Below are 23,446 nucleotides of genomic sequence, written 5' to 3' on the forward strand. Positions count from 1 at the left end.
CGCAGCACGGAGGTTTTCTGTGTCTGACAGCGGCAAGCTCCTGCTGACGGTGGTGCTCAAGCACCACCCCGGCCTCACGCTGGACGATGTGCAGGCGCGCATGAAGGCCAGCGACTGGTGGGAGTCCTTCCCACCCGAGGGCTGCCGCATCGTCTCCTGGACCGTGGCCATGGGCCTGGGCCAGATCCTCACGCTGGAGCTGCCGCCTTCGATGCTCCCGCTCGTCAACCTGGAGCTGGAGCGCCGCGCCTGGGGCGTGTTCAGCACCGAGTGCTACCCCACTTACGACTTCGTGCCGGTTCGCGAACGCATCCGCGAACGCGTGCGCAATGGCGGCCAGTGAGCCGCGACCAAGACAAGAGTTCAACCGCCCACCGATGGAGAGCCCCATGACCGACCGCTACCTCGATCAACACCAGGCGCGCAAGCGCACCCCCACCACCTACGAAGACCTGCTGGGCGACGCCATCGAGCGTGCCTACGGCAGCGGCGTGCATGACCTGGCCGGCCTGGTGCAGGCACTGAACGACAGCGGCCTGGCCAGCCCCAGCGGCAAGGAATGGACCGAAGAGGTCTACCGCCAGGAAATCGCCGGCCTGGCCAACCAGTCCGCCTGAAGCGCGCACCCCACGAAGGAATCGACATGACCACCATCGCCATCCACGCCGACCCGGTCGACCAGCTGCTCGAAGTGGGCCTGAAGGACCTCTGGTATCCGCTGTGCCCGACCTCCTTCATCAAGGAGAAGCCCATCTCGCTGCGCCGCCTCGGCCGCAAGCTTGCCCTGTGGCGCGACCACCAGGGCGTGCTGCACGCACTGGAAGACCGCTGCCCGCACCGCGGCGCGCCGCTGTCGCAGGGCGTGATCCTGGGCGACCGCCTCTCGTGCCCCTACCACGGCGTGGAAGTGCGCTGCGACGGCACCGTGACCCGCGTGCCCGGCAGCCCCGGCTGCAAGCTGGAGGGCTCGCGCCCCACCTTCCACTTCCACGTGAAGGAAGCGGCCGGTGCCGTGTGGCTCTACAACAGCCGCGAGCCCGTGGACGAGCCGCCGCCGCTGCTGCTGCCCGAGCAGCTGACCAACGACGAGGAGTACGGCCACTTCCTCTGCTACACCGAGTGGAAGGGCGACTACCGCTACGTGCTGGACAACGTGATGGACCCGATGCACGGCACCTTCCTGCACAAGCAGTCGCACTCCATGGCCGAAGGCGATTCGCATGCCAAGTTCGGCATCCGCGCCACCGACACCGGCTTCGTGTTCGAGAAGGAAGGCCAGCGCAACGTCAACTTCGACTGGACCGAATGGGCCGACACCGGCGTGCACTGGATGCGCCTGGAGATCCCCTATCCGAAGACCGGCGGCCCCGGCGGCAACTTCATCATCGTGGGCAGCTACACGCCCATCTCGCCCTCGCTGTCGGCGGTGTTCCACTGGCGCTGCCGCAAGCTCCCCAAGGGCTGGGAGCGCGACACCTGGCGCTTCCTCTACCAGAACCGACTGGAGGCGCGCCACTGGCACGTGCTGGAGCAGGACCGCCGGATGCTCGAGGACATGGAACCCGATGCCAACCAGCACGAGAACCTGTACCAGCACGACCTGGGCGTCGTGCGCCTGCGCCGCCACCTTAAAGGCTTGGCGCAGCAGCAGGTTGAGTCGCTGCAGAAGGCCGCGGCCTGAAGAGGATGGATGCCGTGCAGGTGAAGCGCGTCGTGTGCGAGGCCGTGCCTGACCTGGCGCACGCCAACTGGTCCAACGCCATCGTGGTGGGCCAGGAGGTGGTGCTGTCTGGCCAGACCGGCCACCCTGCCACGCGCAACGCCGCGCAGGCCGGCTCGCCCCTGGGCGCCTACGAGCAGACGCTGGTGGTCCTGAAGAAGATCCAGGCGCTGCTCGAAGCGGCCGGCGGCGGCGTGCACAACATCCTCAAGCTGGTGGTGTATGTCACCGAGATCTCCGACAAGGACGAAGTGGGGCGCGCACGGCGCGACTTCTTCGGCCAGGGGCCGTACCCGGCCTCCACGCTGGTGGCGGTGAGTGCCCTGGTGTTTCCCGAACTGCGCGTCGAGATCGACGCCACCGCGCGGCTGGACGTTGACCTGCGTAGCTTGCCGACTGCCGCACCCTGACATCCGAAGTTTTTCCCGAGGTTCCGCCATGTCATCCCCCACGCTGAAAGCCCTGGTCCACACCATGCGCCACGAGGCCGACGGCATCGTCAGCGTCGAGTTCCGTCCCGCTTCACCGGAGGTGGACTTCCCCGCTTTCGAGGCCGGCTCGCACATCGACCTGCACCTGCCCAACGGCCTGGTGCGCAGCTACTCGCTGTGCAACCCGGCCAGCGACCGCCAGCGCTACGTGGTGGGCGTGCTCAACGACAAGAAGAGCCGCGGTGGCTCGCGCTACGTGCACCAGCAGTTGCGCGTGGGCAGCACCATCGAGATCTCGCATCCGCGCAACAACTTCGCGCTGCAGGAAGGCGCGGAGCGCTCGGTGCTGATGTCCGGCGGCATCGGCGTGACGCCCATCTGGTGCATGCTTCAGCGCCTGAGTGCGCTGGGCCGTCCGGTGGAGATGATCTACTGCGCGCGCAACCGCAAGGAAGCCGCCTTCATCGACGCCATCACCGCGTTGGCTGCCGACAAGGGCATCCCGATCACTTGGCACTTCGACCAGGAGAAGAACGCGCCGCCCAACCTGGTGCAGATGCTGGAAGGCAAGGGCGCGGCCAGCCACTACTACTGTTGCGGCCCCACGCCCATGCTGGACAGCTTCGAGAAGAGCTGCGAGCAGCTGGGCTATGCCAACGCGCACATCGAGCGCTTCGCCGCCGTGGAAGTGGCGGCGCCGGCCGCCACCGAGACTTACGTGGTCGAATGCGCCAAGAGCGGCAAGAGCGTGGAGGTGCCGCCCGGCAAGTCCATCCTCGACAGCCTGATCGAGGCCGGTCTGAACCCCGACCACAGCTGCAAGGAAGGTGTCTGCGGCGCCTGCGAGACCGTCGTGCTGGAAGCCGGCGAGATCGAGCACCACGACGGCATCCTCACCAAGCTGGAACGCCAGTCGAACAAGACCATGATGATCTGCGTGTCGCGCTGCAAGCGCGGTCCGCTGGTGCTGGACATCTGAGGCGCAAGGCCTCCCCGTTTTCCCCACTCTCGTCCCTTAGAAGAACCAATGAAGAAGACTCTCGTGGCGGCTGCCGCCTGCGCAGCCGCGGGCCTCGCCTGCGCCCAATCCAGCGTGACCGTGTTCGGCGTGCTCGATGCCGCACTCACCTACACCACCGGCTCGGGCCCCGTGTCCACCAGCAAGTGGCAGATGACCAACAGCGCCAACAGCTTCAGCCGCCTCGGCTTTCGCGGCACCGAGGACCTGGGCGGCGGCCTGTCGGCGGGCTTCTGGCTCGAAGCCGGCCTGATGAACGACACCGGCAGCGGCTTTCCGACCAACACCAACAACCAGGCCAGCGGCAACCTCGCCAGCGGCGGCCTGACCTTCAACCGCCGTTCCACCGTGAGCCTGTCGGGCCGTTTCGGCGAACTGCGCCTGGGCCGCGACTACACGCCCAGCTTCTGGAACACGGCACTGTTCGATCCCTTCGGCACCGGCAGCGGCATCGGCGCGAGCCAGCTCTACTTCACCGGCCTGGGCGGCGTGGCCGCGCCCACCGGCACGCGGGCATCCAACAGCATCGGCTACTTCCTGCCCGCGGGCCTGTCGGGCTTCTACGGCCAGGCCATGTACGCCATGGGTGAGAACGCCTCGAACACCGTGCCCTCGGATGCGCGCCACGACGGCGACTACGCAGGCGTGCGTGTGGGCTGGCAGGATGCTGCCTGGCATGTGTCGCTGGCGACGGGCACCACGAAGTACGCGACTGGCGACCTGCGCGTGTCCAACATCGGCCTCGCCTACACCTTCGCGTCGCTGAACAACCTCAAGCTGACCAGCGAGCTCTACGACGAGTCGCTGGGGCAGGTGGATGGCCGCGGCGCGCTGGTGGGCTTCATCTGGCCGGTGGGCCCGGGCGACGTGCGCTTCTCCTATGCGTGGTACGAGCGCATCCCCGTCGGCGACGTGCCGAAGCCCACCACCTCGAAGCTGGCGCTGGGCTACGTGCACAACCTCTCGAAGCGCACCGCGGTCTATGCGACCGTGGCGCGCATCTCCAACAGCAACGGCGCGTCGCAGGCGCTGACCGGTGCCACCACCTCGCCGAACAGCTCGTCCACGGGCACCGAGTTCGGCGTGCGCCACGCGTTCTGACGCAAGCATTGAAGGAGTAGCGCCATGCAAGGCAGGCAAGCCCGTTGGTACGGCGTGATCACGCTCTTCGTGATCGTCGCCATCTCGTACATCGACCGCATCAACATCGCGGTGCTGATCACCGACAGCGGCTTCCTGCAGCATGTGGGCATCGAGCGCAGCGACCGCGTGAGCCAGGGCCTGCTGGCGACCGCCTTCATGGTGGGCTACGGCATTTCATCGGTGGTGCTGACGCCCTTCGCGGCGGCATTGCTGGGCGTGAGGCGCAGCCTGCTGGTGGGCCTGATGCTGTGGGGCGTGGTGACCTTCCTGTCGCCGGCGCTGAACAGCTTCGGGCTGCTGCTGGCCTCGCGCATCCTGCTGGGGCTGTCCGAAGGCCCGGTGTTCGCGCTGGCCGGTGCCTACATCAAGGCGCACTTCGAAAGCCGCGAGAACGGCAAGCCCAACTCCTTCGTCAACATGGGCACGGGCCTGGGGCTGGCGATCGGCTACCCGCTGGTGGGCCTGCTGCTGGCCTCGCACGACTGGCAGACCTCCTTCCACGTGCTGGGGCTGATCAACATCCTGGTGGGCGTTCCGCTGGTGCTAGCCTTCGTGCACATGCCCAGGGTGGACGACAGCCGCGCGCAGACGGCCGGCAGTGCCGGCGCGGCCCTGGCGCAGGTGGGGCGCATGGTGCGCGGCGCCATGCACACACGCCACCTGGTGCTGGTGACGCTGCTCACTTCCGCCTTCCTGGCCTACCTCTGGGGCAGCAGCAACTGGCTGCCCAGCTACCTGCAGGAGGCGCGCGGCTTCTCGCTCAAGGAGATGGGCTGGCTCGCCTCGCTGCCGCAGTACGCCACGGTGGTGGCGGTGCTGATCGGCGGCGTCGTCATCGACCGCATCCGGCGCAGAAGTGTGCCGCTGATGTTCGTGTGGTGCAGCGTGGGCGTGGCGCTGTCGGTGCTGCTCGCGATCGAGACCGAGAGCCGCTACCTGGCAGCCTACAGCCTGATCGCTGCCAACTTCTTCTGGGGCCTGATGAGCCCGGCCATCCCGAGCACGGTGCAGCACTTCTCGCGGCCCGAGCACGTGGCCAGCAGCTACGGCGTGGTCAACGGCGTGGGCAGCCTGGTGGCCGGCTTCATGCCGGTGTTGATGGGCGCCGTGATCGCCCATGCCAGCACGCCGCCGGCGGGCTTCCTGGCGGGCTTCGGCGCGCTGATCGGCACGCAGTTGGTGGTGGTGCTGTGCGGGCTGGTGCTGTGGCTGCGCGAGCGCGGGCCGCAGGAGGCGACAGCACACGCCAGCGCTGCCTGAGCCGGCCGCAGGCCGAGGCTCAGGAAGAGGGCGCCGACTTGGCGCGCGTGCCCTTGCGCGCGCGGGCGGGTGCGGTGCTTTCCGCCGGTGCCGGCGCGGGCGCAGCGCCGGGCTGGGTCATCTGGTCCAGGGCCAGCAGCCCGTCCACGTAGGACACGAAACGGTGGAAGTACTCGGGCGAGGTGTCGCGCATGGAAGCCAGCGCCCGGTGCACCAGGTGGTGCGAGTTGAGCGGCCCCGCCTTGTCCGGCACCTTGGCCAGCGACTGGGTCAGGCGCTTGTTGGCGCTCAGGCGCGACCAGGTGCTGCGCAGGTAGCGCAGGGTTTCGGGTTCGCCGGGATGGGTGTTCAGGGCATCTGCTGGCGAGGGGGCCGGTCGGGTGTGCGAGGGCGCGTGCTCGCGGATGTAGTCGAGCAGGGCACGCATGGGGCCGGCACTGCGCGCCGCTGGCGGCTTCGGCTTGCCGTCCGATACGGCCGTTGGCTCGGCTTGCGTCAGATCGTTCGCGTACGCCGCCATCAGCGTTGCCAGCTTGTCGTCGAGCAGGCGCCGCGCCTCGCCCTCGTGGCCGGCGGCGCGCCGGGCCAGCGATTCGATCATCTGGAAGCGCACCGGGTCCAGCCGCGAATCGCCACGCTCCCGCCAGGCGGCCAGCGTCGCGTTCACGTCTTCCGTGGCCGGGGCTTCTTCGCTGCTCACGAACTCTTCTTCACGTTGCCGTGCGTGGAGCGCGGCGTCGGCGCCATCTCCACGCGGCGGTTCTTCGAGCGGCCATCGGCATCCGAGTTGGATGCCACCGGCTGCTCGGGCCCGAAGGCGGCGGCGAAGATCGAATCGGAAGGAACGCCTTCCTCGATCAGCGTGCGCGTCACCGTCAGCGCGCGCTGCGCCGACAGCTCCCAGTTGTCGGCAAAGGCCTTGCTGCCGCCGCGCACCTGGCGGTCGTCGGTGAAGCCGCTGACCATCAGGATCTCGTCGCGCGAGCGCAGGTAGCCGGCCAGCGGCGCGGCCAGGCTCTTGAGCAGCTGGCGGCCCTCGCCCTGCAGCTCGGCCGAGCTGGAGGAGAAGAGCACGTTGCCGCTGATGCCGATGCGTCCGTTCACCAGCGTCACGCGGCCCGCCGCGAGCGGGCCGGCCAGCACTTCTTCCAAGGTCTTGAGGCGCTGCGCCTGCTCCTGCCGCTGCTTCACCTCGGCTTCGAGCTGGGTCGTGAGTTCCAGCTGCATGCCGATCACGCACACCAGGATCAGCACGAAGGCGCCCAGCAGGCCCGACATCAGGTCGCCGAAGACGGCCCACACCGGCGCGTTGGCTTCGCTGCCGGCGTCCAGTTCGTCCGTGCCCATGCTCAGGCCTCGCTGGCGGCGAGCGGGCCGCGGCCGTGGCCGCCGGCGCCGATCTGCTGCAGGTCTTCGAGGATCTGCTTCTGCGAGCGGATGCTCAGGTCCACCACCTCGCGGGCCTGGGCCACGTAATAGTCCAGCTGCTCGTCGCTGCGCGCCATGGCCTTGCCCAGCGCGCCCTCGATGCGCTGCAGCTGCGCCACCATCTTCTCGTTGGCCTGGCCGAAGACCTGCACCGAGGCGCCGAAGGCCTCGCCCAGGCTGGCCACTTCGACCGCGCTGCCGGTGAGCTGCGCGGCCACGGTGCCGAACTGGCCGGTCTGCGCCTGCACCTGCTCGCCGAAGTCCTTGCCCACGCGCTCCAGCAGCTCGGAGGAACTGGCGACCAGTGCATCGATGGCGGTGCGCTGCTCGGTGGCGGCATGGTTGATGGCGCCCAGCAGGGTCTCCAGCGTCTGCAGGATGGTGGCCCGCTCTTCGAGCAGGCTGTTGTCGCGCTCCATGCTGTCGGAGAGCTTCTGGCGCAGCTGCGCCATCACTTCTGCGGCGGCGCGCGGCGCCTCGGAGGCGGCTTGCACCAACTGGCCGATCTCGGCGATGGTGGCGCGCGCCTGCTCCTGCGATTGCGTGGCCATCTGGTCGGCGGTCTGCGCGAGGGTGTCGCAGATCTTCTGCTGCTGCGCCAGGTTCTGCGCGCCGGCGTCCTGCCAGTGCTGCTCCAGGCCGGCGGCCAGGCCCTGCAGCGATTCGGTCCAGGCACCCAGGCGCTGCTCGTCGCGCGCGGCCAGTGCGTCCTGCTGGCGCACGTGGGCTTCGTCCATGCTGCGCAGCAGTGAGGCCGAGTGCGACTCGAAGCCGGCGGCCGCGTTGCGCAGCGATTCCTGCGTGCTGGCCGACAGCGCCTCGTGCGTCTGCTGGTGCAAGGCAAGGGCGCCGCCCCAGCTGCCGTTGACCTGCTCCACCGAGGCCTGAAGTTGAGAGGACACGTGGTCCAGCGTGGCTTCGAGCTTTTCGGACACGCCCTGCAGCGTGGAGGCCAGCTGCGTGCCCACGCCTGCCAGGTTGGCGTCCAGCCTGCCGGACACGCCATCGACGGTGGCTTCCAGCTTGCCGGCGATGCCGTCGGCGGTCGAATCCAGCTTGGAGGAAATGCTGCCGAGCGTGGTGTCGAGCTGCGTGGAGACGCCGTCGAGCGTTATATCGAGCTTGCTGGAGACGCCTTCGAGCGTCGAAGCGAGATTGCCCGAGACGGCATCGACCGTCGAATCCAGTTTGGCGGACACGCCTTCCAGCGTCGCGTCCAGTTTCGAGGACACGCCGTCGAGCGTCGTGTCCAGCTTCGACGACACGGCATCGAGTGTCGTATCCAGCTTCGTTGAGACGCCACCCAATGTCGATTCGAGCTGGGTCGAGACGCGGCCCAGCGTGCCTTCCAGCGTGGCGGAGACGCCGCCCAGCGTGGAGGCCAGTTGCGTGTTCACCTCGCCCAGCGTGGTCTTCAGATCCGCGGACACGGCGCCCAGCGTCGACTCCAGGTGCGAACTCACGCCGCCCAGGGTCGATTCGAGCTGCGTGTTCACGCGGCCCAGCGTGTCGCCCAGCTGCGAGGACACATCGCCCACCGCCGAGGCCAGTTGCGTCGACACCGTGCGCACCAGCGACTCCGAGCCCTGCTCGAAGGTGCTGGCGATGCCGGCCATGGTGCTCTGCACCACCGGCTCGATCACCGCGCCGGCGGCGCGCGCGCTTTCGCGCAGGCTCTCGTTGAGCGACTGGCCCACCGAGGTGGCCAGGTCGGCGTACGCGGTCGAGGCCTTGTGATGGAAGGCGTCCTGGCCCGCCAGCAGGCGCTCGTTCATCGTCTGGTTCTGCTGCTCCAGCGTGGCGATCATGGCCTGCAGGCGATCGACCAGGACGGGCATGGCTTCGCTCTGCTTCTGCAGCAGCTTGAAGGATTCCTCGCGCTGGTGCGCCAGCGAGAACACGCGCAGGCTGGTGCCGATGCGCGCGTCCAGCTGTTGAGCGGCTTGCAGCCGTTCGCGCCGGCACAGGGCCGACAGCAGGCCCAGCATGGCCGAGCCTGCGATGCCGGCCAGCGAGGTGCCGAAGGCCAGGCCCAGGCCCTGGACCGGCGCGGCCAGCGAGGAGCGCACGGCCTGCAGGTCCGAGGCGCTCTGCAGTGCGCTGCCGGTGCCCTGCAGCGTGACCACCATGCCCAGGAAGGTGCCCAGCATGCCCAGCAGCACCAGCAGGCCCGTGAGGTAGGGCGCGAGGGCAGGGGCCGGCAGGCCGGTGCGCTCGCCCTCGATGCGCAGGCGCACCGCGTTGCGCAGCGAGGGATGCAGCCGGTCCAGCCAGGCACCCAGGCCGGCGGCGGGCTGCGGCATGCCGGCCTCGTCGGCCACGGCCTGCCTCAGGGTGTCGGTGGCCTGCTGGTAGCCGCGCAGCTCCCAGGCACCCACGAGGTAGAAGGCGGCGATCACCAGGATCACCATCAGTGCCAGTGGATTGCTGGCGAGGTAGCCGGCGCCGGCCCAGCCGATGGCGGCCAGGCCTGCCGCGAAGGCGAGGGTTCGGAGAATGGACGATCGGTTCATGTGCGAAGAGCGGCTCGCTGCTGAATGGATGTGGCGCGAAGGGCTTCGACGAGCCCCTCGACGGGTTGGAATCGGATCTCCAGCTCGGCCATGAGCACGGCCTGCGCGTCGCGGCAGAAGCGCTGCAGCCATTGGCCCTCGGGCGGCGCCTGGAGGCCGGCCTCGGGGTCGGCGGCAGCGGCTTCTTCCGCTTGCAGGCGATGGCGCTTGCGCAGCCTGGCGAAGTGCTTCTCGAGCATGCCGGGCACCAGGCCCAGCAGGCGGCGTTCCTGCTCGCCCAGCACCTGCTCCATCACCGCGTCCAGCGAGGCGAGGCGGGCGGCGTCGGGGGACTGGGCCGACAGGCGGGCGCGCAGCTGTTCGCGCAGCGGCGACAGTGCGGCTTCCATGCCCAGCTGGCGGGCCTGGTAGCGCAGGCGGTAGGGCGTGAAGTCGCCTTCCTCCACCACGGGCGCAGGCGGAGGCGGCGGTTCGTAGGGCTGGTTGCGCGAGAGCAGCACGCCGCGCGAGGCCGCGGGCTTGACCGGCGGGGGCGGGGCAAAAAGGTTGTCCTCGGCGATGGCCTTGGCCAGCGAGGCGCGCACGCGCACGCACTCGCCTTCCTCGGCTCGGGCAGAGGAAGGGCGTGCTGCGGCCACGGGCGCACTCGCAGGCGCGGGGCTGCCGTTCATCGCCGAGGAGAGCGAGATGGCATCCGCCCAACCGAGCCATTGGCTCAGTCGATCCGCGAAAGCTTGTTGGGATTCGGGTACTTCGGCCTCGGTGAGGCGGGCGAGCAAGCGAATCAGCGCCGGGCCGGTGAAGACTGTGCGTCGCTGTGACACTTTCAGCTTACTGCCGGTGGGAAGAGATCAACCACCCAGTTTAACCGACGGGTGCCCGGGTTCCGGGGTCGCGCACGCCCCGTTACCACTGGGAAAACGAGCATCGCCAGCACTGCGCGTATCAAGTTGAAAAACGGTACGCAGGGCGCGCGGCGGTGCCAAGATCGGCGCCAAGGAGATCCTGCCCATGAGCACAAGCGATCGCTTCGAGAAGTCCGTCCTGCTGGGGGCACCGCGCGAGCACGTGTGGCGCGCCGTCAGCCTGGCCGAGAACTTCGGCAGCTGGTTCGGTGCCGACTTCGACGGCCCCTTCATCGCCGGCGCGCAACTCACCGGCACCATCGAGCCCACGAGTGTGGACCCGGCGGTGGCGCGCATGCAGCAGCCCTACGCCGGCAAGCGCTTCGAGTTCCAGGTCGTGGAAATCGATCCCATGAAGAGCTTCTCCTTTCGCTGGCACCCCTATGCCATCGACGAAGGCCTGGACTACAGCGCCGAGCCCATGACGCTGATCGAGTTCGCGCTGCGCGACGAGACGGGCGGGACGCGGGTTCGCATCTCGGAATCCGGCTTCGACCAGTTGCCGATGGCGCGGCGCAAGGAGGCTTTCGCGGCCGAGGAGGGCGGCTGGACGCATCAGTGCGAACTGCTGCGCAAGTACCTCGCGATGCACCCGGCCGCGTAGCCCGAGCCGGGTGCCCGCAAAGAAGGCAATCTGACGCAGGGCCTTGTCCGACAAGGCTTTTGGAACTTGGCCTACAAGTTGTCCACAAGCTTGTCCCCGTTCTCGGGGGACAGTTTTGCGGCGCGCCCGGCACCGCGCAGGTGCGTCAAGCGTCGCGGCCGCAAAGGCGAGCGATCACCTCGGGAACGGGCAGGGCGCAGAGGCTTCCGTCCTCGCGCTTGCCGCCGAAGATGCGCACCTCCTCGCATTCCAAAACGAGCGTGTCGCCGCGCGTGACGGTGTAGGCCTGCACGAAGCTCTTCGTCCTCCATACCGAGACGCGGGTGGCGATGTCGAGCGTGTCGCCATAGCTGGCGCTGGCCACAAAGCGGGTCTGGGTGTTGACAAGCGGCGTGCCGATCACGCCCAAGGTCTTCGCCGTCTCCGTCCAGTGCGGCACGCCGCAGGCCACGAAGAAATGGCGCGATGCCGCATCGATCCAGCGGAAGAAGTTGGGAAACCAGACGATGCCGGCGGGGTCGCAATCGCCGAACTCGACGTGCACGGTGTGGATGACGGTCTTGCTGCTGCTCATGGGGCCGCGATCATCCCATCTTCGTGGGCAACCACAGCGCGATCACGGGGAAGGCGATCAGGATCACCAGGCGCACGATGTCCGTGAGGATGAAAGGCAGCACGCCCTTGAAGATGGTGGTGAAGCTCACGTCCTTCACCACACTCTTGATGACGAACACGTTCATGCCCACCGGCGGATGGATCAGGCCCAGTTCCACCGTCATCACGATGATGATGCCGAACCAGATCGGATCGAAGCCCAGGTGCACGACCACCGGGAAGATGATGGGCACCGTGAGGATGATCATCGCCATGGCGTCCATCAGGCAGCCCAGCACCAGGTACATGACCATGATGAGCGCCAGCACGCCATAGCGGCCGATGCCCAGGCTGGTGAGGAATTCGGTGAGCTTCTGCGGGCTCTGCGTGATGGTGAGGAAGTAGCCGAAGAGCAGCGCGCCGATCAGCACCGTGAACACCGCCGCCGCCGTACGCGTGGCCGACAGCAGGGCCTGGCGGATCTTGGGTCCGTCGAGCTTGCGCCGCAGCAGGCCCAGGATGAAGGCGCCGCTGGCGCCCACGCCGCCAGCCTCGGTGGGCGTGAAGAAGCCCCCGTAGAGCCCGCCGATGACGAAGACGAAGAGCACCAGCGGCGCCCACACGTTGCGCAGGTCGGCGATGCGCTCCTTCCATGGCTTGGCCTCGCCGCCGGGCAGCCAGTCGGGGCGCAGCTTGACGATGAGCATGATGGTCAGCACGTACATGCCCATGGCCAGCAGGCCCGGCACGATGCCCGCCATGAAGAGCTTGCCGATGTCCTGCTGCGTGAGGATGGCGTACACCGCCAGCACGGTGGAAGGCGGCAGCATCGCGCCCAGCGTGCCGCCGGCCGCGATCACGCCGGTGGAGAAGGACTGCGGGTAGTTGAAGCGCCGCATCTCCGGATAGGCCACGGCAGAGAAGGTGGCGGCCGTTGCCACCGACGAGCCGCAGATGGCCGCGAAGCCGCCGCAGGCCAGCACCGTGGCCACGCCCAGGCCGCCGCGCATGTGGCCGATCATGGAATTGGCCGCCTTGAAGAGCTCGCGGCTCACGCCCGAGACCGACACCAGCGCGCCCATCAGCATGAACATGGGGATCACGCCGAAGGTGTAGTCGGTGACGGTGCGCATGGAGGTCTGGCCGACCAGCTTGAGCGCCGGCCCGGGGCCGACGATCCACGCATAGCCGGTGACGCCGACCAGCCCCATCGCCATGCCGACCGGCACGCGAAGCAGCATGAGCGCAAAGAGGGCGAAGAAGCCAAGGATGGCAATGGCGTCGGTGCTCATTCGTCCGCCTTCATCTCGGGTCTCTCTTCATGCAGGTCCTCGGGATGGAACACCAGGCGCCAGGTGCGGATGGCGATGAGCACCACCGCCGACACGTCGCCCAGCCAGGCCACGGCATAGAAGGGCCAGGTGGGAATGTTCAGGTCGTAGGTCAGCACGTGGTCGACCCAGGTGGCGCGCACCTTGTCGAACAGCATGATGGTCTGCACCGCCACCACGAAGAGCAGCACCAGCGTGGCGAACACGTCGATCACGCGCTTCCAGCGCGGGCTGGCCGCGGTCCACACCAGGTCCACCGTGATGTGGCCGCCGCGGTAGCTGGTGGCCGCGATGCCCCAGAAGATCAGGATGCCCAGCAGCATGCGGCCGAAGTCGTAGGCGTCGGGGATCTGCGTGTTGAAGAACTTGCGCAGCACAACAGCCGCGAAGATGTTCAGCGCCACGATGCCCACGAACATGGCGGCCAGCCACTCGATCGCATTGATCATGCGATCCATCGGGCTGACGTGCGGCCTGGAATGCGGCGCGGGCGGCGGTGCGGTGGCGTCGGAAGACATGCGGCGTGGCGGCGCCGCCTACTGCAGCGCGGCGTTGTACTTGACCAGGCTGGCCTTGAGCGAATCCATCACCGCCTTGGGATCGCCGCCCGCCTTCTTCACCTGCTCGCCCCACTGCGCCTCGCCGGGGGCGGTGGCCTTGCGCCAGGCGTCCAGCTGGTCGGGCGTGAGCTTGTAGACCTCGTGGCCCGGCAGCGCGGCGATCTTGGCGCGGCCGGCGAACTCGAAGTCGGCCCAGGGCCCGGCCACCTTCTCGGCCCATTCGCTGGTGCAGTGGTCGTCGATGACCTTCTTCTGCGACGCCGACAGGGCGTTGTACTTGTCCTTGTTCAGCGCCCACACGAAGGGCGTGACGTACAGCGGCACGTCCATGTGGTAGTTCACCACCTTGTCGATGCCGAAGAGGCCGATGGAGCCCCAGGGGAAGGTGATCGCATCGGCCACGCCGCGCTCGAGCATGTCGCGCGACTCGGGTGCCGAGGCCTGCACGTTGGTGCCGCCCAGCGAGGTGACCATCTGCCCAATGGTGCTGGTGGCCGGGCGGATCTTCATGCCCTTGATGTCGGTAGGCAGCGTGATCTTCTTGCGTGCATGGAAGGTGCCGGGGTCGTGCACGAAGGCGAAGCAGAACTTCACGTCCTTCATCTCCTTCTCGGCGTACTGGCGGTACCAGGCGTCGATGGCGGCCGAGCCGCTCTTGCCGTTGGAGAACAGGAAGGGCAGGGACGCACCCGCCATGATCGGGAAGCGGCCCGGCTGGTAGCCGGGGTTGATGTAGGCCGCATCGGCGATGCCGTCGCGCGCCATGTCGTAGTGGTCGAAGGCCTTGCCCAGCTGCTCCGACGGGAACAGCGTGGCGGTGATGCTGCCGCCCGAGGCCTTCTTGATGTCGTCGGCCCAGGCCTGCAGCGAAGGGTTGAGCGGATGCTGGGCCGGCACCCAGCTGGACATCTTCAGCGTGACGGGCTTGTCCTGCGCCTGTACGCCGGCCGCGGCGCACAGGACGGTGGCCGTCACCAGGGTGGCGCGCATGGCGGCCGTGAAGAGGATGTTCTGCTTGCTCGTCATGCACTGTCTCCTTGGGTTTTCGTGAAGCCGTTGAATGTCCAGGATTTGGTTATTCTTCATAAGCTGTATCCCGGCTGCATCCGCGTTTACCTTGAGTGCGCGTGCGGCTCTTGCCGTGCCTGCGATGGCGGGCGCTTCATCCAGCGGATGGGCTGGGCCGTCACCGGCCGCGGCGGCGCGCCGTGGCGTACCAGTGCCGCGTCCAGGGCCTTGCCGCTGTCTTCCTGCAATGCGGCCTCGCGGGCGGCGGCAATCGCTTCCGCGCGCGCCTGCGGCGAACTGCCGGACTTGTGCGCCACCGCCAGGTGCTCGATCACGTGCAGCAGGTTGCGCTTGCCGTGCTCGTTGGTGCTGCCGTAGCCCTTGATGAGCCGGCCGCACAGCGCGATCTCGTGGCCCAGGCGCCAGCTGCCTTCCGCCATGCCGGCGATCACCGCGTTCAGCCAGCGCTCGATCAGCGCCTGTTCGTGCGCGAAGCGGCTGCCGCGCTTGCGCAGGCCGCGCATGGACGCGAGCAGCCGCAGCGACAGCATGCCCAGCACAGAATGGCTGCCCACCTTCAGCGCCAGGGCCCAGGGCTTCTCGCGGCGCGCGTCCCAGGCAGTGAGGCGTGCCGCCAGCGACGCCGGAAGCAGGGCCGCGAACTCCGGCACCCCGGGCTTGAAGTGCTCATAGACCTTCACGATGTCCGCATCGCCCGCCTTCACTTCGCTGCGAACGCGGCGGCTGCGGCTGGCGCGGCTCTTCAGGTCGGCCACGCGCACGATGTCGTCGAAGGCCATCCACAGGGCAAGCCAGCGTGCCATCTCGCGCGTGGTGGAAAAGCCGTGCACGCCGCCCGGGTCCACCTCGCGCTCGGCCTGCAGCACCTGTTCAAGCCGGTCCACGTAGAGCGCCGCGTAGGCCGCGTCCTGGTAGTCGAGCATGCGCGCATGGCCGAGCGAGAGCAGGTCGTGAACCGCGGGCGGAAAGCGGCTGCGCACCGTGTCGGGCAAGGGCGGCGCCACCGCGGCTGGCGCGTCGCCGCCGTCGAGCATCTGCCGCAGGCGCATGGCGTGCTCGCGCGGCTGGTGCATCGCGTCGAAGGCCTGGGCGAAGCCGCGCAGGCTGGCCTGCGTGGCGCGCGAGGGGTTGGCCGGGTCCTCGTGGCCGCGGATGGCGGCCTCGAAATGCTCGCGCGCGAAAGGCAGCACGCCGCTGCAGGCCAGGGCACCCAGCATGACCGCGCTGACCACCGTGCCCGACTCTCTCGCCATCGCGCCCATGTCGAAGACCTGGTGCTCGCGGCTGAAGGCACGGATGACGTCCACCAGGCGCTGCGCGTCGGCGCGGCCGTCGCCCGGCACCATGCGCTCGGCGGTGGTCAGGCTGCGCGCGGACGAAGAGATGACCAGCGTGCGTTCGGGCGAACTCATGCCGTTGCCGACCTGGCGCACCGTCTCCAGCAGTTCGGAGGACACGACGGCATCCAGCGCCCCGGGCACGGGGCTCAGGCTGAACACCGGTCTGCGCCCCTGCAGCGACGTCAAGGCCAGCGGGAAGACCTCGACGTAGTAGGTGGTGGCGCCGGTGCGCTGCGCCACGCCGGGAATGGAGGTGCTCTGCGCCGCATGGCCGGCAACGCGCGCCGCCTCGATCAGCCATTCGGTCAGCACGCCGCCGCCTTCGCCCCCCAGGGCGCAGATGAGCAGGGTGATGGGCTGGACCAGGTTCATGTCGCCCTCGTTCATGCGGTTTGAAGGCTCCGCACCACCGCGCCCCGCAGGCCCTGCCACAGGCGCTCGTGCCAGCGCGGGTTCTGCACGATCTCGGCGCGGTAGAAGGAGGGGCACAGCGTGGCCGCGTGCGCGTTCGAGCCGCACAGCCCGCAGCCCACGCAGCCGTCGATGACCGTGGCCACCGGGTCGACCTTGAGCGGATCCGGGTTGTCCTTGACGGTGAGCGTGGGACAGCCCGAGAGCCGGATGCAGGCGTGGTCGCCGTTGCACACGTCCTCGTCCACGCCGTACTTCACCCGCAGCACCCGCTCGCCACGCTGCAGCAGGCTGGCGATCCAGGGCTTGATGCGGCGCTGGCGCTCCAGCTGGCACTCGCCCTCGGCAATCACAACCTTCAGGCCGTTGAAGTCGCTGGTGAAGGCCTCGGTGAGCGTGCTGCGCATGGCGGCCACGTCGTAGCTGTGCACCGTGCGCAGCCACTGCACGCCCAGGCCGCGCAGGGTGCTCTCGATGGTCTTGTTCTTGTCGACCAGGCTCTGCTGCTTGTCGACGGCGGCTTCCTTGATGGCTTCGTCCGGCGTGGAGATGATGTCCTGCGTGCCGGTGGCCGAGGTGTAGCCGTTCTTGAAGATCAGCAGCACCGCGTCGTCACCGTTGAACAAGGCGCTCTGCACGCCGGTGAGCAGGCCGTTGTGCCAGAAGCCACCGTCGCCCATCACCGAGAGCACGCGCCGCTGCATCACCGGCGACACGCCGGCGCGGCTGGCCAGGCTCATGCCGTAGCCCAGGATCGAGTGGCCCATGGAGAAGGGCTCGAAGGTGCCGAAGGCATGGCAGCCGATGTCGGCCGCGATGTGCACCGGGCCGGTGTCCTGCTGCGCCAGCTTCAGTGCGGAGAACACCGGGCGCTCCGGGCAGCCGATGCAGAAGCCGGGCGGGCGGGTGGGCAGCGGCGTCTCCAGCATCTTCGCCACGGCGGCGCGGCGGTCGCGGTTGGCGGCGAGCAGGTCGTTCGCGCCCGCGTCGGCGCGCTGCGGCAGGTAGCGGGCGACCCAGCCGCCCAGGCCACCGGCCAGCGCCTCCACGCCCAGCTCGCCGGCCAGGGGGATGAAGTCCTTGCCGTGCAGCGGCGTCTGGATGTCGCGGCGGCGCAGCAGCGTGGCGATCTCCTGCTCGATGTATTCGGGCTGGCCTTCCTCCACCACCAGCACGGCGCGCTTGCCAGCGCAGAAGGCGGCAAGCTGCTCCGGCACCAGCGGGCAGGTGACGTTGAGCACCAGCATCGGGATGGCGCTCTCGCCGAAGGCATCGGCCAGGCCGTGCAGCTGCAGCGCGCGCTGCAGTGCGTTGAAGAGGCCGCCCTGCACCACGATGCCCAGGTCGGCATGCGCGCCGCTGCCGGGCAGGTCCTCGTTCAATTCGTGCTCGACGATGTAGCGGCGCGCCGCGGGAATGCGCTCCTCGCCCTTGAGCTTCTCCTGCCGGAAAGTCACCGGCGGGTGCGCCAGGCGCATGTAGTCGAAGCCCGCGGGCTCGCTCATCAGCGCGCGGGTGGAGATGGCCGGCGCGACGTTGTCGCTGCAGTCGAAGCTGCCGCGCACGTGGCAGGCGCGGATGCGCAGTTCCATCATGCAGGGCATGTTCGATGCTTCGGAAAGCGCGAAGCCGTGCTCCACCATGCGCACCATCTGCGCCAGCTCGGGCCGCGGGTCCAGCAGGCACATGCCGGACTTGAGGGCATAGGCGTGGGTGCGCTCCTGGATCACGCTGGCGCCTTCGCCGTAGTCCTCGCCCACCACGATGAGCACGCCGCCCTTCACGCCGGGCGACGAGAGGTTGGACAGCGCATCGGCCGCCACGTTGGTGCCCACGATGGACTTCCAGGTCACCGCGCCGCGCAGCGGGTAGTGGATGGAAGCCCCCAGCATCGCGGCCGCCGAGGCTTCGTTCGAACAGGCCTCCACGTGCACGCCCAGCTCGTCCATGTAGGGCTTGGCCTGCACCATCACGTCCAGCAGGTGCGAGACCGGCGCGCCCTGGTAGCCGCCCACGTAGGCCACGCCCGACTGCAGCAGCCCCTTGGTGATGGCGAGGATGCCTTCCCCGTGGAAGGTCTGGCCTGCGCCCAGGCGCAGCGCCTCGATTTCCTTGCTGAACGAAACTTCCAAGCTGAGTCTCCCTCAGGGCGGCGCCCGCCGGCGCGCCCGATCATTCTTCTGGTGTCGTGGGTGGCGGCTGGCTACTTTGTGCCGGGCGTGAAGCGTGCGAGGTAGTACGAGAGCACGTCCAGGTCGGCCGCAGGCACCGGCCGCAGTGCCTCGCTCATCGCCATGCTGTAGCCCGGGCGCTTGCCGTTCTTGAACTCGTGCAGCGTGGCGTTGAGGTATTCCTCGCGCTGCTGCGCGATGCGCGGCACCTGCTGGCCACCGGAGAAATCGTCGCCGTGGCAGAACACGCACTTGTGCTCGGTGGCCAGCGCCTTGCCGCGCGTCATGCGTGCCGCGTCCACCGGCCCGGCCGGCGGCGGCGCCGCCACCGCCGGCAGGGTGCCGATGAATTCGGAGAAGCCGCGCATGTCGTCGTCGGTCATGGTCTTGGCGACCGCCGTCATCGCCTCGTTCGAGCGCCGCCCTTCGCGGAACAGGAAGAGCTGCGTGATCGCATAGAAGGAAGGCTGCCCCGCCAGCGAAGGCGTGCCCGGCATCTCGCTGCGTCCGTTGGCGCCGTGGCACGCTGCGCACAGCGCCGCGAAGCGCTGTCCGTAGTTCTGCGCCGGTGCCGCCGCCGGCTTGGCCGCAGCCGCAGAAGGTTTGGCGGTGCTGCCCGCGTCCTTCTTCTGTTGCTGCTGCTGTGCCCAGGCCGCTCCAGGCGCGCCCGCCGCGAGGACTGCGCTCGCCGAGAGAAAGATGCTGATGGCGAGGCGCCGTCCCTTCTTCATCACTTGCCGCTGTAGCTGATGCGGTAGATCGCGCCGGCGTGGTCGTCGCTCACCAGCAGCGAGCCGTCCTTCATCACCATGAAGTCGACCGGGCGGCCCAGGTAGGTGTTGTTCTCCACGAAGCCGGTCATGAAGGGCTCGACCTTCGCGCCGCCCTTGCCGTCGGGCCAGGCGACCGACACGTCGGCGTACTTCACGGTGCGGTTCCAGGGGCCGTGGCGGGCGATGAACATGGCGCCGCGGTACTTGGCGGGGAACATCTTGCCGTCGTAGAACTTCAGGCCCAGCGAGCCGGCATGCGGGCCGAGCAGGGCGGCGGGCTTGACGTAGTCGCTGCACTTCTTGGACCAGCCGAACTCGGGGTCGGGGATGTTGCCCTGGTGGCAGAAGGGGTAGCCGTAGTGCTGGCCCAGCTTGGCCTTCATGTCCACCATGTTGAGCTCGTCGTTGGGCAGCTCCTCGCTGAACCAGTCGCGGCCGTTGTCGGTGAACCAGAGGTTGCCGGTCTTCGGGTCGAAGTCGAAGCCCACGGTGTTGCGCACGCCGGCGGCGATGGTCTCGACATTGCTGCCGTCCAGGTCCATGCGGTAGATCTTGGCGTACTCGCCCGGGTCGCAGATGTTGCAGGGCGCACCAATGGGGAAGTACAGCTTGTTCTGGTGAATGCGCAGGAACTTCCAGCTGTGGTCCTCGCCGCCGGGCAGCTTGTCGTAGATGACCTTGGGCTCGCCGACGTTGTCCAGCTTGCTGTCGATGTTGTCGTAGCGCATGATCTTCGTGTTGGTCGCCACGAAGAGGGTGCCCTTGTCGTAGGCGATGCCTGCGGCCAGCGGCATCTTGTCGATGATGGTCTTGAGTTCGCGCTTGCCGCCGTTGTTGGTGATCGCGTAGACCTTCTGGCCCACGAACAGCGTGCTCACGAAGATGGTGTCGCCGGCGCCCTGGCGGATCTCGCGCGCGTCGAGCACGCCGGGCATGAAGGTCTCGACCTTGAAGCCCGGGGGCAGCTTGAACTTGGCGGTGGGCAGCTTGTCGGCCGCGGTGGGAATCGGGAAGGCCGGCACCGGTGCCATGCGCATGGCGTCCGAGTTGGCCTTGGGCCGGCCCTTGGCCCAGCCCGGCTCGTCTGCCGGCTGCGTCTGCGCCAGCGCACAAGTGGCAACACCGGCAAGCAGTGTGGCCCGGATCGAAGCGGAAATCCAACGGATGCGTTGCATTGCGAAGTCTCCTTTTCTTGTAGGGCGGGGCTGCCGCCAGCGCGTGAGTTTGCGTGCGGGTCAACCACACTTCAATACAGTGTTCGGCCTAAGTAACATGCATGCCATGCATATCGAGGCCATCGATCTGAACCTGCTCCGGCTCTTCGATGCGGTGTACCGCGCCCGTAGCGTGAGCCGTGCCGCCGAGGCCGTCGGCCTGACGCAGCCGGCGGCCAGCCACGGCCTGGGGCGGCTGCGCCTGCTGCTGGGCGATGCACTCTTCACCCGCGCCCCCGGCGGGGTCGCGCCCACCCCGCGCGCGGAGCGGCTGGCCCAGGCGGTGCAGTCGGCACTGGCCACGCTGGAGGACGCGCTCAACGAGCCCGACCGCTTCGAGCCCACGGCCTCGCGCAAGTCCTTCCGCATCCACATGAGCGACATCGGCGAAGGCCGCTTCCTGCCTGCGTTGATGGCCGGCCTGGCCCCGCGGGCGCCGGGCGTGCGCATTGAGACCATGGCGCTGCCGCCGCACGATGTGGCACCGGCGCTGGACAGCGGCCGCATCGACTTCGCCTTCGGCTTCCTGCCGGAGGTGAAGGACACGCAGCGCAAGCTGCTGCTGAAAGACCGCTACATCGTGCTGCTGCGTAGCGGCCATCCCTTCGCGGAACGCAAGCGCCGCGGCGCCGCGCTGCTGGAGGCGCTGCGCAAGCTGGAGTACGTGGCGGTGCGCACGCACGCCGAGACGCTGCGCATCCTGCACCTGCTCAAGCTGGAAGACCGGGTGCGCCTGACCACCGAGCATTTCATGGTGCTGCCGGCCATCGTGCGCGCCACCGACCTGGCGGTGGTCATGCCGCGCAACATCGCGCGAGGTTTTGCAGAGGAGGGTGGCTACACCATCGTCGAGCCGGCCTTCCCGCTGCGCGACTTCGACGTGTCGCTGCACTGGAGCCGCCGCTTCGAGGACGACCCCGCCAACCGCTGGCTGCGCCAGGTCATCGGCGAGCTGTTCGCCGACAAGAGCGCCTGATGCGCAGGCGCTCGCCATGGATTCGCTGATCGCCGCCTCCGCACGCGCCCTGGCCGCCGGCGATGCGCTGGGGGCGCTGAAGCGCGTGGCTTTGCGCGACGACCCGCCCGCGTTGGCGCTGCGCGGCATCGCGATGGCGCAACTGGGCGAGCATCCGCGGGCGCGCGAGCTGCTGCGCCGGGCCGAGCGCGGATTCGGTACGCACGAGCCGCTGTCGCGCGCCCGCTGCGTGGTGGCCGAGGCCGAGGTGGCGCTGGCCATGCGCGACCTGGGCGGATCGCCGCGCGCGCTGGTGGCCGCCTCGGCCACGCTGGCCGCCGGTGGCGACCGGGTGAATGCGGTGCAGGCCCGGCTCATCGCATCGCGGCGCGCACTGCTGCTGGGCCGGCTGGCCGAGGCTGCAGCATTTCTCGACGGCCTGGATGCGAGCGGCCTGCCACCGGTGCTGGAGGCCGTGGCCGAACTCAGCGCAGCCGAACTGGCACTGCGATCGCTGCGAACCGAGGAAGCGAAGGCCTCGCTCGCAAGGGCACGCCAGGCGGCCTACCGCGCACAGGTGCCGGCGCTGTTGGCCGAAGTGGCCGACGCGTGGGCGGCCTTCGAGCGGCCCGCGGCACGTCAATTGAAACAGGGTACGGAGGCAGCACTGCGGCTGGACGAGGTCGAGGCGCTGCTGGCTTCCGGCGCGCTGGTGGTCGACGGCTGCCGCCACGGCCTGCGCGTGGAGGCGCAGTGGCTGTCGCTCGCGCGGCGGCCCATCCTCTTCGCCCTGGCGCGCGAGCTGGCCGCCGCGTGGCCCGGCGACGTGGCGCGCGAGGACCTGATCCACAGCGCGTTCCGCACACGCGATCCCGACGAGACGCACCGCGCCAGGTTGCGGGTGGAGATGGGCCGGCTGCGTGCGCTGGCCGCGCCCATGGCCGGCATCGAATCCACCGCGCGCGGTTTCGTGCTCAAGCCCGCCCCGGGACGCGAGGTGGTGCTGCTGGCGCCGCCCATCGACGGCGAGCAGGCCTCGCTGGTGGCGCTGCTGTCCGACGGCGCGGCCTGGTCCACCTCGGCGCTGGCGCAGGCCCTGGGCGACAGCCAGCGCACGGTGCAGCGCGCCCTGGCGGAACTGGAGGCGCAAGGCCGCGTGCGCGCCATCGGCCAGGCGCGGGCCAGGCGCTGGCTGGCGCCGCCGCTGTCCGGATTCACGACGATCTTGTTACTCCCTGCTGCGCTGCAGCTTGATTAGATTTGCACCCATGGCGCCGCGAGTTGCGCGCCAACCCACCAGGAGCAAGCCATGTCAGCAGCAGCAACAGCAACGACGACCGAACGCAAGGCGCCGGTCCGGCCCGCGGAGATCGTCCGCGAGTACGGCCCCTTCGAGGGTTCCACCAAGGTCAACGGCGTGACGCACGACGGCCAGCGCGTGTGGGCCGCCACCGGCCCCACGCTGGTGGCCTTCGACCCGAAGAGCGGCAAGACCGAGCGCACGCTGCCCTGCGTCGGCGACGCCGGCACCGCCTTCGACGGTCGGCACCTCTACCAGATTGCCGAGGCGCGGATCGACAAGATCGACCCAGCCACCGGCCAGGTGCTTCACTCGATTCCCGCGCCGGGCAAGGGCAACGACTCGGGCCTGACCTGGGCCGAGGGCAGCCTGTGGGTGGGCCAGTACCGCGACCGCAAGATCCACCAGATCGATCCGCAGACCGGCGAGGTCAAACGCACCATCGAGTCGAACCGCTTCGTCACCGGCGTCACCTGGGTCGACGGGGAGCTGTGGCACGCCACCTGGGAGGGCGAGCAGAGCGACATCCGCCACATCGACCCCGACAGCGGTGCCGTGCTCGAGCGGCTGGAGATGCCGCCGGGCATGGGCGTGAGCGGCCTCGAATCAGACGGTGCCGACCTCTTCTACGCGGGTGGCGGCAACAGCGGCAAGGTCCGCGCGGTGCGGCGTCCGCAGGCGTTGCGCAAGAAGGCCGCCGTACCCGCGGCCTGACCAGACCGACCCTTCGGGTCACCCCGGCGCAA

Annotated in this window: 23 protein-coding genes; 11 read left to right on the plus strand and 12 right to left on the minus strand. The window is 68.9% G+C overall.

All coding sequences use genetic code 11. The features are described 5' to 3' along the window. Nucleotides 1–19 precede the first annotated feature (19 nt). From BM345_RS00620 to BM345_RS00650, 7 genes are read left to right on the plus strand one after another with little or no spacing between them, the layout of a single operon-like run. Nucleotides 20–343 (plus strand): hypothetical protein, encoded by a 324-nt coding sequence (locus tag BM345_RS00620; protein ID WP_093374483.1) that lies wholly within the window; start codon nt 20–22, stop codon nt 341–343. A gap of 46 nt (nt 344–389) precedes the next feature. Then, nucleotides 390–617 carry a recombinase-like helix-turn-helix domain-containing protein gene (locus tag BM345_RS00625; RefSeq protein WP_093374485.1) on the plus strand — a complete coding sequence of 76 codons (228 nt, stop codon included), beginning with the start codon at nt 390–392 and terminating at the stop codon, nt 615–617. A 26-nt stretch (nt 618–643) separates the two neighbouring features. After that, nucleotides 644–1,681 carry an aromatic ring-hydroxylating oxygenase subunit alpha gene (locus BM345_RS00630; RefSeq protein WP_093374487.1) on the plus strand — a complete coding sequence of 346 codons (1,038 nt, stop codon included), beginning with the start codon at nt 644–646 and terminating at the stop codon, nt 1,679–1,681. A 14-nt stretch (nt 1,682–1,695) separates the two neighbouring features. Beyond that, a complete protein-coding gene (locus BM345_RS00635) occupies nt 1,696–2,130 on the plus strand; it encodes a RidA family protein (protein WP_254789407.1) in 435 nt (144 codons plus the stop codon). Between the two features lie 28 nt (nt 2,131–2,158). Further along, on the plus strand, nt 2,159–3,130 hold the full coding sequence (locus BM345_RS00640; protein ID WP_093374491.1) for a PDR/VanB family oxidoreductase: 972 nt from the start codon (nt 2,159–2,161) through the stop codon (nt 3,128–3,130). A gap of 48 nt (nt 3,131–3,178) precedes the next feature. After that, complete coding sequence (locus BM345_RS00645) at nt 3,179–4,270, plus strand: porin (protein ID WP_093374493.1); 1,092 nt, start codon at nt 3,179–3,181, stop codon at nt 4,268–4,270. A 24-nt stretch (nt 4,271–4,294) separates the two neighbouring features. Next, entirely contained in the window at nt 4,295–5,572 is a 1,278-nt protein-coding gene (locus BM345_RS00650) for an MFS transporter (protein WP_093374495.1), read from the plus strand. A 19-nt stretch (nt 5,573–5,591) separates the two neighbouring features. Here the strand turns inward: BM345_RS00650 and BM345_RS00655 are convergent, their stop codons facing one another. Genes BM345_RS00655 through BM345_RS00670 form a run of 4 tightly spaced genes read right to left on the minus strand, consistent with a single transcriptional unit; the run spans nt 5,592 to nt 10,337 of the window. Next, entirely contained in the window at nt 5,592–6,272 is a 681-nt protein-coding gene (locus BM345_RS00655; protein WP_093374497.1) for a DUF2894 domain-containing protein, read from the minus strand. After that, entirely contained in the window at nt 6,269–6,919 is a 651-nt protein-coding gene (locus tag BM345_RS00660; RefSeq protein ID WP_093374499.1) for an OmpA family protein, read from the minus strand. Before BM345_RS00660 ends, BM345_RS00655 begins: the two co-directional genes overlap by 4 nt. 2 nt (nt 6,920–6,921) lie before the next feature. Continuing rightward, nucleotides 6,922–9,513, minus strand: a complete 2,592-nt coding sequence (locus BM345_RS00665) for a DUF802 domain-containing protein (RefSeq protein WP_093374501.1) — start codon at nt 9,511–9,513, stop codon at nt 6,922–6,924. Next, nucleotides 9,510–10,337, minus strand: coding sequence for a DUF3348 domain-containing protein (locus BM345_RS00670; RefSeq protein ID WP_368086466.1), 828 nt, complete (start codon nt 10,335–10,337; stop codon nt 9,510–9,512). Before BM345_RS00670 ends, BM345_RS00665 begins: the two co-directional genes overlap by 4 nt. A gap of 187 nt (nt 10,338–10,524) precedes the next feature. Between BM345_RS00670 and BM345_RS00675 the strand changes: the two genes are divergently transcribed. Further along, a complete protein-coding gene (locus BM345_RS00675; protein ID WP_093374505.1) occupies nt 10,525–11,022 on the plus strand; it encodes an SRPBCC family protein in 498 nt (165 codons plus the stop codon). A 145-nt stretch (nt 11,023–11,167) separates the two neighbouring features. Here the strand turns inward: BM345_RS00675 and BM345_RS00680 are convergent, their stop codons facing one another. The 8 genes from BM345_RS00680 to BM345_RS00715 all read right to left on the minus strand — a co-directional run bounded on the left by BM345_RS00680 (nt 11,168) and on the right by BM345_RS00715 (nt 20,406). Next, nucleotides 11,168–11,596, minus strand: coding sequence for an acyl-CoA thioesterase (locus tag BM345_RS00680; protein ID WP_093374507.1), 429 nt, complete (start codon nt 11,594–11,596; stop codon nt 11,168–11,170). A 10-nt stretch (nt 11,597–11,606) separates the two neighbouring features. Next, the gene (locus tag BM345_RS00685) at nt 11,607–12,908 is read right to left on the minus strand and encodes a TRAP transporter large permease (protein WP_093374509.1); all 1,302 of its coding nucleotides are present in this window, start codon (nt 12,906–12,908) and stop codon (nt 11,607–11,609) included. Continuing rightward, nucleotides 12,905–13,465 carry a TRAP transporter small permease gene (locus BM345_RS00690; RefSeq protein WP_254789409.1) on the minus strand — a complete coding sequence of 187 codons (561 nt, stop codon included), beginning with the start codon at nt 13,463–13,465 and terminating at the stop codon, nt 12,905–12,907. The genes BM345_RS00685 and BM345_RS00690 overlap by 4 nt, the downstream gene beginning before the upstream one ends. 18 nt (nt 13,466–13,483) lie before the next feature. Continuing rightward, nucleotides 13,484–14,497, minus strand: a complete 1,014-nt coding sequence (locus tag BM345_RS00695) for a TRAP transporter substrate-binding protein (RefSeq protein ID WP_093375232.1) — start codon at nt 14,495–14,497, stop codon at nt 13,484–13,486. Nucleotides 14,498–14,619: 122 nt separating this feature from the next. Further along, nucleotides 14,620–16,248, minus strand: a complete 1,629-nt coding sequence (locus tag BM345_RS00700) for an indolepyruvate oxidoreductase subunit beta family protein (protein WP_093375234.1) — start codon at nt 16,246–16,248, stop codon at nt 14,620–14,622. An 11-nt stretch (nt 16,249–16,259) separates the two neighbouring features. Beyond that, nucleotides 16,260–18,419, minus strand: coding sequence for a thiamine pyrophosphate-dependent enzyme (locus BM345_RS00705; protein ID WP_093374511.1), 2,160 nt, complete (start codon nt 18,417–18,419; stop codon nt 16,260–16,262). 71 nt (nt 18,420–18,490) lie between these two features. Further along, nucleotides 18,491–19,189 (minus strand): c-type cytochrome, encoded by a 699-nt coding sequence (locus BM345_RS00710; protein WP_093374513.1) that lies wholly within the window; start codon nt 19,187–19,189, stop codon nt 18,491–18,493. Then, the gene (locus BM345_RS00715) at nt 19,189–20,406 is read right to left on the minus strand and encodes a PQQ-dependent sugar dehydrogenase (protein ID WP_175544855.1); all 1,218 of its coding nucleotides are present in this window, start codon (nt 20,404–20,406) and stop codon (nt 19,189–19,191) included. The genes BM345_RS00710 and BM345_RS00715 overlap by 1 nt, the downstream gene beginning before the upstream one ends. Before the next feature lie 97 nt (nt 20,407–20,503). Here BM345_RS00715 and BM345_RS00720 point away from each other — a divergent pair, with 97 nt between their 5' ends. The 3 genes from BM345_RS00720 to BM345_RS00730 are packed head-to-tail and all read left to right on the plus strand — an operon-like array spanning nt 20,504 to nt 23,414. Next, the gene (locus BM345_RS00720) at nt 20,504–21,421 is read left to right on the plus strand and encodes a LysR family transcriptional regulator (RefSeq protein WP_093374515.1); all 918 of its coding nucleotides are present in this window, start codon (nt 20,504–20,506) and stop codon (nt 21,419–21,421) included. A gap of 16 nt (nt 21,422–21,437) precedes the next feature. Beyond that, on the plus strand, nt 21,438–22,658 hold the full coding sequence (locus BM345_RS00725) for a helix-turn-helix domain-containing protein (protein WP_093374517.1): 1,221 nt from the start codon (nt 21,438–21,440) through the stop codon (nt 22,656–22,658). A gap of 51 nt (nt 22,659–22,709) precedes the next feature. Continuing rightward, nucleotides 22,710–23,414, plus strand: a complete 705-nt coding sequence (locus tag BM345_RS00730; RefSeq protein ID WP_093374519.1) for a Vgb family protein — start codon at nt 22,710–22,712, stop codon at nt 23,412–23,414. Nucleotides 23,415–23,446: the final 32 nt, after the last annotated feature.

Origin of the sequence: Variovorax sp. OV329, from assembly GCF_900114785.1 — a bacterium.
GTDB lineage: Bacteria > Pseudomonadota > Gammaproteobacteria > Burkholderiales > Burkholderiaceae_C > Variovorax.

Excerpts from the sequence above, each read along its gene's own strand:
- BM345_RS00710 (WP_093374513.1), bottom strand. The coding sequence starts at position 19,189 with ATGAAGAAGGGACGGCGCCTCGCCATCAGCATCTTTCTCTCGGCGAGC.
- BM345_RS00730 (WP_093374519.1), top strand. The coding sequence starts at position 22,710 with ATGTCAGCAGCAGCAACAGCAACGACGACCGAACGCAAGGCGCCGGTC.
- BM345_RS00630 (WP_093374487.1), top strand. The coding sequence starts at position 644 with ATGACCACCATCGCCATCCACGCCGACCCGGTCGACCAGCTGCTCGAA.
- BM345_RS00680 (WP_093374507.1), bottom strand. The coding sequence starts at position 11,596 with ATGAGCAGCAGCAAGACCGTCATCCACACCGTGCACGTCGAGTTCGGC.
- BM345_RS00725 (WP_093374517.1), top strand. The coding sequence starts at position 21,438 with ATGGATTCGCTGATCGCCGCCTCCGCACGCGCCCTGGCCGCCGGCGAT.
- BM345_RS00645 (WP_093374493.1), top strand. The coding sequence starts at position 3,179 with ATGAAGAAGACTCTCGTGGCGGCTGCCGCCTGCGCAGCCGCGGGCCTC.
- BM345_RS00660 (WP_093374499.1), bottom strand. The coding sequence starts at position 6,919 with ATGGGCACGGACGAACTGGACGCCGGCAGCGAAGCCAACGCGCCGGTG.
- BM345_RS00700 (WP_093375234.1), bottom strand. The coding sequence starts at position 16,248 with ATGAACCTGGTCCAGCCCATCACCCTGCTCATCTGCGCCCTGGGGGGC.
- BM345_RS00650 (WP_093374495.1), top strand. The coding sequence starts at position 4,295 with ATGCAAGGCAGGCAAGCCCGTTGGTACGGCGTGATCACGCTCTTCGTG.
- BM345_RS00625 (WP_093374485.1), top strand. The coding sequence starts at position 390 with ATGACCGACCGCTACCTCGATCAACACCAGGCGCGCAAGCGCACCCCC.
- BM345_RS00720 (WP_093374515.1), top strand. The coding sequence starts at position 20,504 with ATGCATGCCATGCATATCGAGGCCATCGATCTGAACCTGCTCCGGCTC.
- BM345_RS00675 (WP_093374505.1), top strand. The coding sequence starts at position 10,525 with ATGAGCACAAGCGATCGCTTCGAGAAGTCCGTCCTGCTGGGGGCACCG.
- BM345_RS00690 (WP_254789409.1), bottom strand. The coding sequence starts at position 13,465 with ATGTCTTCCGACGCCACCGCACCGCCGCCCGCGCCGCATTCCAGGCCG.
- BM345_RS00715 (WP_175544855.1), bottom strand. The coding sequence starts at position 20,406 with ATGCAACGCATCCGTTGGATTTCCGCTTCGATCCGGGCCACACTGCTT.
- BM345_RS00695 (WP_093375232.1), bottom strand. The coding sequence starts at position 14,497 with ATGCGCGCCACCCTGGTGACGGCCACCGTCCTGTGCGCCGCGGCCGGC.
- BM345_RS00685 (WP_093374509.1), bottom strand. The coding sequence starts at position 12,908 with ATGAGCACCGACGCCATTGCCATCCTTGGCTTCTTCGCCCTCTTTGCG.
- BM345_RS00640 (WP_093374491.1), top strand. The coding sequence starts at position 2,159 with ATGTCATCCCCCACGCTGAAAGCCCTGGTCCACACCATGCGCCACGAG.
- BM345_RS00665 (WP_093374501.1), bottom strand. The coding sequence starts at position 9,513 with ATGAACCGATCGTCCATTCTCCGAACCCTCGCCTTCGCGGCAGGCCTG.